12 protein-coding genes, 5 tRNA genes and 1 pseudogene are annotated in these 13,188 nt (G+C 54.9%); 4 read left to right on the top strand and 14 right to left on the bottom strand.

Translation table 11 applies throughout. The annotated features are described in order from the left end of the window. The first annotated feature begins 201 nt into the window (after positions 1-201). Both DWZ15_RS06435 and DWZ15_RS06440 read left to right on the top strand, forming a co-directional pair. On the top strand, positions 202-762 hold the full coding sequence (locus tag DWZ15_RS06435) for an RNA polymerase sigma factor (RefSeq protein WP_117583099.1): 561 nt from the start codon (positions 202-204) through the stop codon (positions 760-762). After that, positions 743-1,873: a DUF4179 domain-containing protein gene (locus tag DWZ15_RS06440; protein ID WP_118450021.1), complete on the top strand. Its 1,131-nt coding sequence runs from the start codon at positions 743-745 to the stop codon at positions 1,871-1,873. The genes DWZ15_RS06435 and DWZ15_RS06440 overlap by 20 nt, the downstream gene beginning before the upstream one ends. Before the next feature lie 351 nt (positions 1,874-2,224). Here the strand turns inward: DWZ15_RS06440 and DWZ15_RS06445 are convergent, their stop codons facing one another. From DWZ15_RS06445 to DWZ15_RS06505, 13 genes and pseudogenes are all read right to left on the bottom strand, one after another. Beyond that, positions 2,225-2,890: an isocitrate/isopropylmalate family dehydrogenase gene (locus DWZ15_RS06445; RefSeq protein WP_226790685.1), complete on the bottom strand. Its 666-nt coding sequence runs from the start codon at positions 2,888-2,890 to the stop codon at positions 2,225-2,227. Beyond that, positions 2,799-3,518 (bottom strand): annotated as a pseudogene (locus DWZ15_RS06450) (hypothetical protein). The gene DWZ15_RS06445 and the pseudogene DWZ15_RS06450 overlap by 92 nt, the downstream one beginning before the upstream one ends. Before the next feature lie 312 nt (positions 3,519-3,830). Beyond that, positions 3,831-4,538 (bottom strand): 50S ribosomal protein L1, encoded by a 708-nt coding sequence (gene rplA, locus DWZ15_RS06455; RefSeq protein WP_089572518.1) that lies wholly within the window; start codon positions 4,536-4,538, stop codon positions 3,831-3,833. A gap of 117 nt (positions 4,539-4,655) precedes the next feature. Continuing rightward, complete coding sequence (gene rplK, locus DWZ15_RS06460; protein WP_117745792.1) at positions 4,656-5,084, bottom strand: 50S ribosomal protein L11; 429 nt, start codon at positions 5,082-5,084, stop codon at positions 4,656-4,658. Between the two features lie 120 nt (positions 5,085-5,204). Further along, positions 5,205-5,741, bottom strand: a complete 537-nt coding sequence (gene nusG, locus DWZ15_RS06465) for a transcription termination/antitermination protein NusG (RefSeq protein ID WP_006234984.1) — start codon at positions 5,739-5,741, stop codon at positions 5,205-5,207. 3 nt (positions 5,742-5,744) lie between these two features. After that, positions 5,745-6,083, bottom strand: a complete 339-nt coding sequence (gene secE, locus DWZ15_RS06470; RefSeq protein WP_118450023.1) for a preprotein translocase subunit SecE — start codon at positions 6,081-6,083, stop codon at positions 5,745-5,747. A gap of 76 nt (positions 6,084-6,159) precedes the next feature. Continuing rightward, a tRNA-Trp gene (locus tag DWZ15_RS06475) sits at positions 6,160-6,235 on the bottom strand. 13 nt (positions 6,236-6,248) lie between these two features. Continuing rightward, positions 6,249-6,398: a 50S ribosomal protein L33 gene (gene rpmG, locus DWZ15_RS06480; RefSeq protein ID WP_102372646.1), complete on the bottom strand. Its 150-nt coding sequence runs from the start codon at positions 6,396-6,398 to the stop codon at positions 6,249-6,251. 279 nt (positions 6,399-6,677) lie between these two features. After that, positions 6,678-7,868, bottom strand: coding sequence for an elongation factor Tu (gene tuf, locus DWZ15_RS06485; RefSeq protein WP_089572520.1), 1,191 nt, complete (start codon positions 7,866-7,868; stop codon positions 6,678-6,680). A gap of 96 nt (positions 7,869-7,964) precedes the next feature. Next, positions 7,965-8,041 (bottom strand) — tRNA-Met (locus tag DWZ15_RS06490). Positions 8,042-8,044: 3 nt separating this feature from the next. Then, positions 8,045-8,120: transfer RNA gene (locus tag DWZ15_RS06495), tRNA-Thr, on the bottom strand. 10 nt (positions 8,121-8,130) lie between these two features. Then, positions 8,131-8,212: transfer RNA gene (locus DWZ15_RS06500), tRNA-Tyr, on the bottom strand. A gap of 431 nt (positions 8,213-8,643) precedes the next feature. After that, complete coding sequence (locus DWZ15_RS06505) at positions 8,644-9,477, bottom strand: MurR/RpiR family transcriptional regulator (RefSeq protein ID WP_158550121.1); 834 nt, start codon at positions 9,475-9,477, stop codon at positions 8,644-8,646. A gap of 151 nt (positions 9,478-9,628) precedes the next feature. Between DWZ15_RS06505 and DWZ15_RS06510 the strand changes: the two genes are divergently transcribed. Beyond that, positions 9,629-11,047 (top strand): glycoside hydrolase family 1 protein, encoded by a 1,419-nt coding sequence (locus DWZ15_RS06510; RefSeq protein ID WP_117646059.1) that lies wholly within the window; start codon positions 9,629-9,631, stop codon positions 11,045-11,047. Between the two features lie 9 nt (positions 11,048-11,056). After that, positions 11,057-12,457 carry a PTS transporter subunit EIIC gene (locus DWZ15_RS06515; protein ID WP_118450025.1) on the top strand — a complete coding sequence of 467 codons (1,401 nt, stop codon included), beginning with the start codon at positions 11,057-11,059 and terminating at the stop codon, positions 12,455-12,457. Positions 12,458-12,990: 533 nt separating this feature from the next. On the opposite strand, the gene DWZ15_RS06520 is transcribed toward DWZ15_RS06515, so the two are convergent. Next, a tRNA-Thr gene (locus tag DWZ15_RS06520) sits at positions 12,991-13,065 on the bottom strand. Positions 13,066-13,188: the final 123 nt, after the last annotated feature.

Raw genomic sequence — 13,188 nt, forward strand, 5'->3', positions numbered from 1 at the left:
CCTTTATGGTGGTTTTGCTGACTCGTCCGACCTGTCCATCACGGTGCTTGTGTAATTAACGAGAACACTCATTGTTTTGTAAGGACGGCGCTCACGTGCCGTCTTTTTTTGTCAACTTATGCAGTCTCGACCGTGTTGTATGTAGAGGGACCTCGCGAGACGCCTTCCCTATATCCACCACGACCAATTGGAGGTGACACTATGCCTGCACGCCGTAACCGCAATAGCACGCTCCGATGCGATGCCGATCAGATCGAGCGGGAAGCAAAGCGCTTGGTCGACACGTATTCCGACCTCATCCTTCGATTGTGCTATTCGGCCCTTGGATCCGCTGACGACGCTCAAGACATCTGCCAGGACACGCTGATCAAGATTCTCCAACGCACTCAACCGTTCGACTCGCTCGAACACGAACGTGCTTGGGTGATCCGAGTCGCACTGAACGCATGTCGCGATATCGGCCGTACGCACGCGAATCACCCGGTTGTCGACCTCGATTCGCTCCCCGATTTCTGCGCACCCGTAACACATACCGAGCAAGAATTCGCGCAACGCGACTGCGCCATTCTTTCCGCTGTCACGGCCCTGCCTCAAGCACAGCGCATCGCCATCTTTTTGCACTACTACGCAGGCATGAGCATCAGGGAAATCGCAGACGCCGTTCACGCGACGCCAGCTGCAACCGCCCAGCACCTTAGCCGCGGACGTGCGTCACTTCGGCTTTCCTTGAAAGGAGACCACAATGACTACGAATTCGAATGACTATCGCCACGCCCTGGAGCACATTTCGTTTACCGATAATGCGAAGCAGCACATGGCAAACTCGATTGCTCAGTCCGTCGCCTCAAGCGATGCGGCGACCGCTCAAAGCAACTTTAATGGCACGCGACGCAAGCCGCGCATCGCCCGCCATCCCGTAAGACCAGTCGCTCGCATTGCCGCTGTAACGGCAGTCCTCGCTATCGTCATTGGAGACGCTGGCACGGCTATGGCAACAGGCGTCCTGCCGCTTCCTTCTGACATGCTTTCCGACATCTTTGACGGACCTGCTTCTCAAACCGAGATCATCGACCGTATTGGCCGGCCCGTCGGTGCTAGCTGCTCCAACAACGGAGTCACCGTGACCGCCGACGCCATCATGGGCGACAAGGATATGGTTACCATCGCCTATACGCTTACGTTCGACGATCCTGCTGCCCTGAAAAAGCTTTCCGAGCCGGGCGAGAACGGAACTATCGCCGGAAGTGTCGATGGAAACGTATACGTTGATGGCGAGCATGGCGGCCAAGGCCAATCATGGCTCATTGACAAGAACCCCAATGACTCCAGCATTCAATACTTTGCACAGTTCAGCGTTGAATCACCCGGCCTTATGGGCAGGACCGTCCGCACGCATATCAACTCTCTCGTTGTGCCACGTGCTGGCAAAGAGCTTCCCGAGTATAAGAAAATACTTACGGGCCCATGGGATCTTAAGTTCCAGCTGAATTACGAAGATACATCCGTTACGATTCCCGCGCCCAAATCGGTCAACTTTAACGGCACCAAGGCGACGATTCAAGAGGCCACCGTATCCTGCGTTGGCGTTTCAGTCCGCTACAACATAGATCGTTCCATCGAACACGACAACAACAGCGGCAAGATGTCTCAAAACATGGAGGAGTCTATGGATGCCGTTGGCAACATACCCCTCATCGTGACGTTCAAAGACGGTCATGTTGAGGACGCAACCAGCCACAGCGGCTATTTCGCAAATAAACTGGATAACGGCACCACTGATGTCCACAAGACCTGGCCGTTCTCGCAAGTTTGTGACACAGACAAGATTGCAAGCGTACAAATTGGCGATACGGTCATTCCCATGAATTCGTAACGCTACGCGGCTCGTATATGCACCCGGTTCCGCACTTCGCGTCTAAAGATGCGCTGTCATCGAGCAGCGTGAGCGCAAGGCCGCCCGTATGGTCGGCTGGGAACACCTCGTTGCGCTAAAAACCACCACGAAGGGGACCGGCACCTTTGTGGTGGTTTTACTGACTCGTCCGACCTGTCCCAACGGTTTGTCTCAATCTGTAACAGGTAGGGCCCAAATAATCGGTTAGCTGTTACAGATCGAGACAGACCACGGATGCTCAGCCGAAAATCTCAATCTGTAACAGGTAGGAACGATTTTGCCCCTTAGATGTTACAGATTGAGATATTTGACAGCTTGAATCGGCATCGCCTACAGCGCGGCGACGACCTTGTCGCCCATCGTCGTGGTGCCGAGGATCTTATCTGCCGGGGTGTTGACATCGGCGATGTCACGGGTGCGCCAGCCCTCGTCGAGCACGCGCGCCACGGCGCTCTCGATCCACGCGGCTTGCTCGCCCATGTCGAGCGCGTAGGTCAGCAGCATCGCCACCGACAAGATTTGAGCCAGCGGATTGGCCACGCCGAGCCCCGCGATGTCAGGAGCGCTGCCAGCGCTCGGCCCAAACAGCGATACGCCATCATCCAGCGAGGCAGAGGCAAGCATACCGAGCGATCCGGTAATCTGAGCCGCCTCATCGGACAGGATGTCGCCGAACATGTTCTCCGTCACCACGACGTCAAAGTCTGCCGGTCGACTGATGAGCTGCATGGCGGCGTTGTCGACGAGCAGGTCCTCAAGCTCCACGTCGGAGTACTCCTCGTCTTGCACGCGATGCACGATCTCGCGCCACATGCGGCTCGTCTCCAGCACGTTGCGCTTATCAACGCTCGTCACCTTGCCGCGACGTTTGCGCGCCGCCTCAAATGCCTGGCGCGCAATGCGCTCAATCTCGTACTCGCGATACTCCATCACGTCGACCGCACGCTGACCGGCCGCACCCGCAGCGCCCGCGCAGGTCACGGATGCGGGCGCCAAAGTCCCACGGCATGTTGTAGCCCATCGTATCGGGGATGTTCACGACCGTGGCACCGGCCTTTACGGCCGCCTCGATAATGCGCACCAGAAACTCCTGATCGGAGCGGCCGGCATCCTCGGCATAAAACTCAACATCGTCAACGAACTTGCGAGCATGTTTGACGGCATGGATCGCTCACTCAATTGCCCTTTCCTCAGTCATATGGAGCTTGTCGCGCAGGTGACTGGTGCTCACACCCAGCCCTGTATGGATACGGGGCCTCTGGGCCGTTTTGAGCGCCTCTGCAGCCACTTCGATATCCCTGTCGACAGCGCGCGTCAGGCCGCATACCGTGCATCGGTCGCCCGCAATCTTGCCAATCTCCTGTACGGAGCGAAAGTCACCAGGACTCGAGACGGGAAAGCCCGCCTCGATAACGTCCACGTTCATGCGCACCAGCTGGCGGGCGATGAAGAGCTTTTCCTCGGTATTCATGCTGGCGCCCGGCGACTGCTCACCGTCGCACAGGGTGGCGTCAAAGATTGTGATTTTGCGGCTTATATGTTCCTCCTGATTGACCGTTTTATGACAGATGGCTTTCAGGAGAGAGAGAAGGCCTAGAGATAGAAAAATACCCGTGTCGCTCATCACGCCTGAAAGCGGCAGACGATAGCGCACCCGGGTACAACAAATCGTTATAGCGAGATTACAACCCTAGCGCGCTATCCAATCTAGTAGCGCTAGGCCTAGGAGCTGTTGCGTGTTCTTAAACATGTTGGGCTCCCTTCGGCCTCGGGTAGTACTACATCGCGCTAAAGTACAACACAAGTAAAACCACCACAAGGGTGCCTGTCCCCTTCGTGGTGGTTTCGTTGACTCAATAGCAAGAGACCCGGTCCTGCACGAGGCAGAACCGGGTCTCTTTAGCAATGCTTGCTTTGCTCAGGCAGTAACTGTTAGTTACTCAGCCAGGAAGTCGCGCTGGATAGCGGGATCGACCTTGACGCCAGGGCCCATGGTGGAAGACACGGAGATGGACTTGACGTACTTGCCCTTAGCAGAAGAGGGCTTGACGCGCAGGATCTCGGTGTACAGGGCAGCGTAGTTCTCGACGAGCTGCTGCTCAGAGAAGGACTTCTTGCCCAAGGGCACGTGGCAGATGCCGTAACGGTCGGCGCGGTACTCAACGCGGCCAGCTTTGAGCTCGGAAACCATCTTGGCGACGTCCATGGTCACGGTGCCGAGCTTGGGGTTCGGCATGAGGCCACGGGGACCAAGGATCTTACCGATGCGGCCAACCTTGGCCATCATGTTCGGCGTAGCGATAGCGGCGTCGAAGTTGATCTCGCCCTTCTGGATCTGGGCGACGAGCTCGTCGGAACCGATGATGTCGGCGCCGGCGGCCTCGGCCTCGCGGGCCTTCTCGCCCTCGGCGAAGACGGCAACACGAACGGTCTTGCCGGTGCCGTGGGGCAGGGAGATGGAGCCACGGATGTTCTGGTCAGCCTTACGAGTATCGATGCCCAGACGGAAGTGGGCCTCGACGGTCTCGTCGAACTTGGCGGTGTCGAGCTCCTTGATGAGCTTGGCAGCCTGAAGGGGGGTGTAGAGCGTGGCGCGGTCGATCTTCTCGGCAGCGGCGTTATAGCTCTTACCATGCTTAGCCATGTGCATTACCTCCTGTGGTTAAACGGGCGTGAGCCCTCCCACATCGTATCGTGTGCCCTATTGCACACATTTAACGGGCGCCCCGGTCGGAGCACCCGTCGTTACCATAAGAAATCGCTACTCAGCGATGGTGACGCCCATGGAACGGGCGGTACCGGCGATGATCTTCTTGGCGGCCTCAATGTCGTTGGCATTGAGGTCCGGCATCTTGATCTCGGCGATCTTGGTGAGCTGCTCCTGGGAGAGCTGACCAACCTTGTCGGCCTGGGGCTTAGCGGAACCAGACTTGAGGTTCAGCTCCTTCTTGATGAGGTGAGCCGCCGGCGGGGTCTTGGTGATGAAGGAGAAGGACTTATCCTCGTAGACAGAGATCTCAACGGGGATGATGTCGCCCTTCTTGTCCTGCGTCTCGGCGTTAAAGGCCTGGCAGAACTGCATGATGTTCACGCCAGCAGCGCCCAGGGCGGGGCCGACGGGAGGAGCGGGGTTAGCTGCACCAGCAGGAATCTGGAGCTTAATGACGTTGGCAACCTTCTTCTCAGCCATGGTCATTCCTTTCGAATCACGAGTGTGAAGTACTTGCTATATCGTAAGCACGCACGTGTTAGAAGCACTCCTGAGATGAGCAGTCACAGAAGAAGCACGCTCGCGCGAACGGACGCAAACTTAAGCGATGACAGCGACCTGGTTAAAGTCGAGCTCGACCGGCGTCTCGCGGCCAAAGATCATCAGCGTGACCTTGAGCTTGCCTGCCTCGGTATTAACCTCGGAGACCTTGCCATCAAAGTCGGTAAGCGGGCCATCGGTGACGCGGACGGACGTGCCGACCTGAATATCGACCGAGGTGCGCTTGGGCGAATCGCCCTTACCGGGACGACGAGTCATCTTATTGTACTCGTCGCGGGAAAGCGGAGCGGGCTTGCCGTTGCCGCCCAGGAAACCGGTGACGCCGGGCGTGTTGCGAACACACGTCCATGCATCGTCATCCATCTCCATGCGAACCAGGACGTAGCCCGGGAAGATCTTGGAATCCTTGGTCTCGCGCTTGCCACCCTCTTTAATTTCGGTGACGCGCTCCATAGGAATCTCGATATCAAAGATACGGTCCTGCATGCCCATGGTCTCGATACGATGCTCGAGATCGGACTTAACGCGGTTCTCGTATCCAGAGTAAGTGTGAACGACGTACCAACGCTTAGACATGGTTTAGCCCCTCAATCCAGAGAACAGAGCAAGAGCCTCGCCAAAGCCAGCATCGAGCAGAGCGATGACGACGCCGACGACGATCAGAGAAGCGCAAACGACGACCGAGTAGTTCACGAGTTCCTTCTTATCGGGCCACGTGACGCGCTTCATCTCGGACTTCACCGAAGCGAAATACTTCTTGCTGCGGGCGAAGAAACCAGGCTTCTCGTTCTTCTTGGACTTGGCAGCCTTCTCGTTCTTCTTGGCAACGGCCTTCTTGGCCTCAACCTTGGAGTTGGCGGCAGCGTTGTTGGCAGGTGCCGGCTGCTGAGCCTTCTTCTTGTTCTTCTTGTTGGCCATTTGGGTTACCTCCGCGCAATGCGCTTATACATGAGTAAACCGTAAGCCCCCAATTGGGAGCTTACGGAATAATGACTGGCACGCCAGGAAGGACTCGAACCCTCAACACTCGGTTTTGGAGACCGATGCTCTACCAATTGAACTACTGGCGTATGTGACTAGAGACTAGCGAGTCTCTTTGTGCAGCGTGTGGTGACGGCACCAGGGGCAATACTTCTTGATCTCCATACGATCAGGCATGTTCGCCTTGTTCTTGGTGGTCGTATAGTTGCGGCGCTTGCACTCAGTGCACGCAAGAGTAACTAGAGTACGCATGTATCCTGAACCTTTCATATCCGCCCCGTACGGGCACGAGATGGTACTTTATCAGCTCTATGTAAGTGCTGTCAATGAAAACCTCGAATCAATTGGTTCTCGGTGGATCCATTCATATTTGGAACACATCAATGGGGCCAGCGAGATCTAATCGACGGTGTACCCAGAACCATTATCGATCCTCTCGACACCAGCAACGGCTCAATATCCATTGCAGAAAAGAACCCGGCACCCAAATAAGTGCCGGGTTCTCTAAGTCAGCTATATCAAAGAGCTAGTTTACTCAATGATCGTGGAGACGATGCCCGAACCGACGGTGTGGCCACCCTCGCGGATAGCGAAGCGCAGGCCCTCCTCCATGGCGATCGGGTGGATGAGGTCGCCCTCGATGGTGATGTGGTCACCAGGCATAGCCATCTCGGTGCCCTCGGGGAGCTTGACCGTACCGGTAACGTCGGTGGTACGGAAGTAGAACTGAGGACGATAACCATCGAAGAACGGGGTGTGACGGCCGCCCTCCTCCTTGGTCAGAACGTAGATCTCGCCGGTGAACTTGGTGTGCGGGGTAACCGAACCGGGCTTGCAGAGAACCTGGCCGCGCTCGATGTCCTCACGCTTGATGCCACGGAGCAGCAGACCGACGTTGTCGCCAGCCTCGCAGAAGTCCATGGACTTACGGAACATCTCGATACCGGTAACAACGGTGTTCTGGGTATCCTTGATGCCGACGATCTCGACGGGCTCGTTGAGCTTGAGCTCACCGCGCTCGACACGGCCGGTAGCAACGGTACCACGGCCGGAGATGGTCATAACGTCCTCAACGGCCATCAGGAACGGGAGGTCGTTGTTACGAGCAGGCGTCGGGATGTACTCGTCGACAGCGTTCATGAGCTCGCGAATGGCGTCCATCCACTTGGCGTCGCCCTCGAGAGCGCCCAGAGCGGAACCACGGATGACGGGGATGTCGTCGCCGGGGAAATCGTACTCGGAGAGGAGCTCACGGGTCTCCATCTCGACGAGGTCGATGAGCTCGTCATCGTCAACCATGTCGCACTTGTTCAGGAAGACGACGATGTAGGGAACGCCGACCTGACGGGCGAGCAGGATGTGCTCGCGGGTCTGAGCCATGGGGCCGTCGGTAGCGGCGATGACCAGGATAGCGCCGTCCATCTGAGCAGCACCGGAGATCATGTTCTTGACGTAGTCAGCGTGGCCCGGGCAGTCAACGTGAGCGTAGTGACGGGAAGCGGTCTCGTACTCGACGTGGGAGACGGAGATCGTAATGCCGCGCTCGCGCTCCTCGGGAGCCTTGTCGATGTTCTCGAACGCAGTGAAGTCAGCCTTGCAGCCCTCGGTCTCGGAGAGAACCTTGGTGATGGCAGCGGTCAGCGTGGTCTTGCCGTGGTCGACGTGACCAATGGTGCCGATGTTAACATGCGGCTTAGTGCGCTCAAACTTCTCTTTGGCCATAAAGCCCTCCTCTTAACAGGTCGTCCCCGGACGGGACTTTGCCTTTATACCATAGTGGCCTCTCAACATACTATTGAGAAGCCACCGTGTTACCTATGGTAGCGGTGACTGGATTCGAACCAGTGACGCCACGGGTATGAACCGTGTGCTCTAACCAACTGAGCTACACCGCCGGATGGAGCCTGCAACCAGACTTGAACTGGTGACCTCTTCGTTACCAACGAAGTGCTCTACCGACTGAGCTATACAGGCACTTGACGGGTGGGAGCTATAGGATTCGAACCTATGTAGGCAGAGCCAACGGGTTTACAGCCCGTCCCCATTAACCACTCGGGCAAACTCCCAATCGTTCAAGTATCCGCAGGTTCTTTGGTCTTTTGGACCGCCGCCCCCGCGAACGAAAAAGATAATACGATGCAACCTTAGGGGCTGTCAACGAAAACCTCTAGATACACGGTTCCGGGCGTATCTATATAGCCGTGACCTGCGGTTTTGCTGAGTTTGATTATGTGGAGTGATGAATTTGGCAATGCCGGTGTCATTTCCCAAGGGCACACTTTGGCGTGATGGAGTATGCCTGCAGTCTCGACCCTCGATAACGGATCCCTTGCGCTTATTACATAGGTCGTGATCGGCCTTCACCGGCACAATCGAGCGTGGATTTTCTCCCGTTTGACATCGAGCGTGGATAATCTCCCACTTTTGGCGTGTTTCTGAGGCCAAATTGGCAGATTATCCACGCTCATTCTCTAGGCGGGAGAACTATAGAGCCGAACTACTCGGGCCAGGCCAAAGTAGACCCATAGAGCGGCTCCCCCTTGGTGCAGGGATAGCGACTCAAGTAACACGACGATAGCAAGTCGAAGAAATAAGTCATGGCATATTTCGAATAAACGCCGAGTCGGTCAATTCCGTTTCCCGCATTACCAAGACGATATACACGGTCAAAAGACCTCGATTTGTCATCGTTGCTAAACGCAGTAATTAGAATCTTCCTGCCCGAACGGCAATCAAGATACTCACGTGCCTGTGACGCAAATAGCCCGGAGACCGATACGAGAATTATCAATGACTGCGAAACGTCTCCCATGTTTTTCAATTCCGCGACGTTGGCCCCAGCAACTATGCGAACTATCTTGCCCGCATAAAACATTTCCTGCTGAAATCGTACGAGATTGGCGCTCACATTATTGGTGCACCAGATTTCAACGTTTTTATGGCCATCAATTTCGTCGGCAAGGTGCTTAATAGCGATATCGGACACGCCGCTTTCAACCTCAGCGAACATCTCGATCATGCGAACGTCGAGCTCTGCCCTGTACTCCTCGTAGCCAAATTCCTCCTCTCGATGGCTTAAGTCGCTTGGAAAGACTGATTGAGTAAATGATTCTTTCAAATCGCTAAGAGACTGGTAGCCCAATCGATTGCAGAAACGACGAACAGCGGAACGGGTCACGAATGCATCGCGGGTTATTGCGGCAACATTGATTTCGCTCGAACGCCTAATGTGAGCGATGAGATATCGAGCGATGGCGGCATCGTTTGACCCAAACTCGCTGTTGATGATTGAGCTAATGCGATTGAGCACATCGAAGTCATTGATATTCACGTGATCCCTCTTTCCGCTCTCCTCGAAATCATGGTTCATTTATTGAATCAAACAGCTTTGGTCGTTCTCCTATGATTCAAATCAGTTGACGTCATCTTAATCGTAATTCCGCCACACGTATCCACCGTGTTGAATGATGGAAAGGGGATTCATGGACAACGTGAACAACATGCCGTTTCTCTGGGGTTCCGCCACGGCGTCTTATCAGTGCGAGGGTGCCTGGAACGAAGACGGCAAAGGCCTTGGCGAGTGGGATTTCTTTAGCCACACAAGCAATAAGAACATCAACCATGTTGACGGTGATGTATCTTGCGACTTCTACCATCGCTATGAAGAAGATATCCGCATGATGAAAGAAGGCGGACAAAACACTTATCGCTTCTCTCTTTCATGGAGTCGAATCATCCCCACGGGTATCGGCGAAGTGAATGAAGAGGGTATCGATTTTTATAATCGGGTCATTGATTGTTGCCTCGAAAATGGCATAGAGCCCAACGTTACGCTGTTCCATTACGATTTACCATTCACGCTTGCTTGCAAAGGCGGATGGCTGAACAACGACATGGCAGAGTGGTTCTGCAAATACGCCAAGATTTGCTTTGAGCGCTTTGGAGACCGCGTCAAAATCTGGGCTACCGTTAACGAGCCGCATTTCTACAGCTACTGCGTAAACATGTTGGGCAACTATCCCCCCAATCGATCGCTCGACGTTCAGTCGTACATGCAGTTTCAGTACAACCTGATGCGCGCGAGCGCACTCGCAGTCCGAACATATCGTCAAATGGGCTACGACGGCATCATCGGCGCCGTCCACGATGGCGGCGTTGTCGAACTCGACCCGGCAACCGAGCACCCTGATGACGTATTTCGATACGCAGACTTTTTCGCCAATCGCATGATTCTGGCACCAGCGCTTCAGGGTCAACTGCCGCCAGAAATGGACGAAATCCTTGAAAAACTTGGCGTCTCGCTCTATCGATCCCCAAATGACGTAGAAGAATTCAGAGACGGTAAAGTCGATTTTATTGGACTCAACGTGTATTGCCGAGAGTATGTAACCGACTGGCACGGTGGAGAGCTTGCCGTTTCGGCGAACAATAAGGGCGGTTCGAGCAAAAAGGTCGAAGGAAAATGCATTGCGCCCTTGTTTGAAAGCGCCCGCGACAGCAATGTTCCCCGCAATAAATGGGGCCGCGAAATACTCCCAGGTTGCATGTATTCAACCATCATGGATGTCCACGAGCGCTATGACGCGCCCCGCATCTTTATTACGGAAAACGGACATGGCGCCTATGAGCAACCAGACGCAGACGGAATGATCCACGATGATGACCGCATCGAGCTTCTGGGCCAGTTCATCGAGCACATGATGAGGGCTAAGCGCGACGGCGCGCGCGTTGAGGGCTACTACCTCTGGTCGACGATGGATCTGTATAGCTGGATCAACGGCTACGAAAAACGATACGGACTTGTCCATATCGACTTCGAGAACAATCTGGAGCGCACCCCCAAAAAGAGCTGGTATTGGTACCGAGACCTTATCTCGAAGTATCAGGAGCAGGAAGGTTAGGAGAAAGAGATGAAATATCAGGCAATGTCCGAAACAGTCCTAAAGGCTGTTGGCGGCAAAGAGAACATTACATCGGTAACTCATTGTGCGACGCGCCTTCGCATCGACGCACGAGACACCTCGATCATCGATCTCCAGCTCGCCAAATCGGCCGATCAGGCGCTCGGGGCAGTAGTCAGCGGTGGCCAGCTTCAGGTGATCATCGGCCCCAACGTCACCGAGGCTTACAACGACTTCCTCGACTTCGCGGGAATCGAAGTCGGCGGTGGCACGGTTGCCGACGATGCCCAAACCGCCAAAGACCTTGCAGAAGGCATTAAAAGCGGTAACACCGCCATGGGCTTGATTGAGAAATTCGGGAACGTCTCTGCACAGGTATTCATGCCCATCGTCCCGGCGCTCATCGTTGGCGGACTCATTCTTTCGATCAAGAATCTCCTGGTCAATTATTGCGGATTGAGCACCGATAGCGGAACCGCCCAGGTCCTGTTGGCGATCTTTAGCGCTTCGTTTAGCTTCTTACCCGTTTATCTTGGTTATCAGCTCGCGGCCGTCATGAAGATGCAGCCCATCATGGGCGCATTGCTGGGCGCGATCATGATCAGCTCGTCCATTAGCGGTGCCGAGGGTCTCGACTTTCTTGGTATTCCCATCCCGACGAACGACTATTCGAGTACGGCAGTGCCCATCGTACTGGGCGTTGTATTCATGTACTTTGTCGACCGCGGCCTTCAGAAGATCATTCCCGACGTTACCAAACTGTTCTTGAAGCCGCTGCTCACCATGATCATCGTCGTGCCCGTCGAGCTTATTATCCTTGGCCCCGCCGGCAGCATGATGGGCTACGCGCTGAGCGATGCCGTCACGTGGCTTATGGACAACGTGGCATTTATCGCTACTCCGATCCTGGCAGCCCTTAACCCCTATTTCGTCATGCTCGGTCTCGATAAGGCTTACATCGCAATCGAAGTTACGAGCCTGGCGCAGCTCGGTTGGGCACCCATTATCTTTGGATTCATCTCGAACCTCTGCATTGGCGGCACGAGCCTCGCCCTGGCAACTGCCATGAAGGGAAACAAAGAGAAGAGGGGTATGGTCACCACGGTTGCCGTCACCGCACTCTGTGGCGTAACCGAGCCCGCGTTCTACGGTTGCCTCATCGAGCGTCCCCGCCTGCTTGTCGGCACGGCAATCGGCGCGCTCTGCGCTGGACTCCCTGCAGGCATCTTTGTTCTGAAAGAGTATGTTGCGGGAGCATGCCCCGGCCTTCTTTCGGCACTCATCTTTATCGCTCCCGATGGGTCCATGGGTAACTTCGTGCTGGCATGCGTTGTCGCCATCATCGCCATCGTCGTCTCCTTCATCGCTGCACGCGTGATCATCAAGAAGAACCCCAGCTATATTGAGTAGATGCCCGCTGTTTGCATTGGGGACATCCTCGGCAGACCATTAGCAAGAACCCAAGAAGTTCCTTAGGAGCTCGATTAATCCATTCGGATTCCTGAGGCACAAACGACCCCGATTCCACAATGAAATCGGGGTCGTTGTTTCTAAAGCCGTCGATAGACAATCGGTGTTTACCTTAGCTCCCTATCCAAGTTAATTATCCACGCTCGTTCTCCGGTCGGGAGATTTTCTTCGCTCGCGTATCCAGAAATCCACGCTCGAGCAGGACACCCAGATCCGCGCCCGCCCTTGTCTCGACCTGTAACAGCAAGAGGCCTATTCCACTTCTACATGTTACAGATCAAGATATTCCTAAAACACCCTAAGTTTCATCTCAATCTGTAACAGTTAGATGCCGAATATCGGTCTTGGTGTTACAGATTTAGACAAACTGGAGGACGAGACAAACCAAAAACGGGATGGGCGCTAACCCGATGGCGCACCACCTAAATAGAAACGGGCTCTGTCCCATATAGAGACAGAGCCCGAAACTCTCATGGAGCCAGTGACAGGAATCGAACCCGCAACCCACTGATTACAAATCAGTTGCGCTACCGTTGCGCCACACTGGCACACTTGGCGCTTTCGCGCGAAGCCAATTAAGAATAAAGGAATTGAGGATGGGGCGCAACAGGCCCTTCGACCGACCACATCTCAAAACTATTCGCCAGAACGAATAGTTTTATCTGTTCGCC

Origin of the sequence: Collinsella sp. AF29-7AC, assembly GCF_003475665.1 — a bacterium.
Classification (GTDB): Bacteria; Actinomycetota; Coriobacteriia; order Coriobacteriales; family Coriobacteriaceae; genus Collinsella.

Excerpts from the sequence above, each read along its gene's own strand:
- rplK (WP_117745792.1), bottom strand. The coding sequence starts at position 5,084 with ATGGCTGAGAAGAAGGTTGCCAACGTCATTAAGCTCCAGATTCCTGCT.
- rplA (WP_089572518.1), bottom strand. The coding sequence starts at position 4,538 with ATGGCTAAGCATGGTAAGAGCTATAACGCCGCTGCCGAGAAGATCGAC.
- secE (WP_118450023.1), bottom strand. The coding sequence starts at position 6,083 with ATGGCCAACAAGAAGAACAAGAAGAAGGCTCAGCAGCCGGCACCTGCC.
- rpmG (WP_102372646.1), bottom strand. The coding sequence starts at position 6,398 with ATGCGTACTCTAGTTACTCTTGCGTGCACTGAGTGCAAGCGCCGCAAC.
- DWZ15_RS06440 (WP_118450021.1), top strand. The coding sequence starts at position 743 with ATGACTACGAATTCGAATGACTATCGCCACGCCCTGGAGCACATTTCG.
- nusG (WP_006234984.1), bottom strand. The coding sequence starts at position 5,741 with ATGTCTAAGCGTTGGTACGTCGTTCACACTTACTCTGGATACGAGAAC.
- DWZ15_RS06510 (WP_117646059.1), top strand. The coding sequence starts at position 9,629 with ATGGACAACGTGAACAACATGCCGTTTCTCTGGGGTTCCGCCACGGCG.
- DWZ15_RS06515 (WP_118450025.1), top strand. The coding sequence starts at position 11,057 with ATGAAATATCAGGCAATGTCCGAAACAGTCCTAAAGGCTGTTGGCGGC.
- tuf (WP_089572520.1), bottom strand. The coding sequence starts at position 7,868 with ATGGCCAAAGAGAAGTTTGAGCGCACTAAGCCGCATGTTAACATCGGC.
- DWZ15_RS06435 (WP_117583099.1), top strand. The coding sequence starts at position 202 with ATGCCTGCACGCCGTAACCGCAATAGCACGCTCCGATGCGATGCCGAT.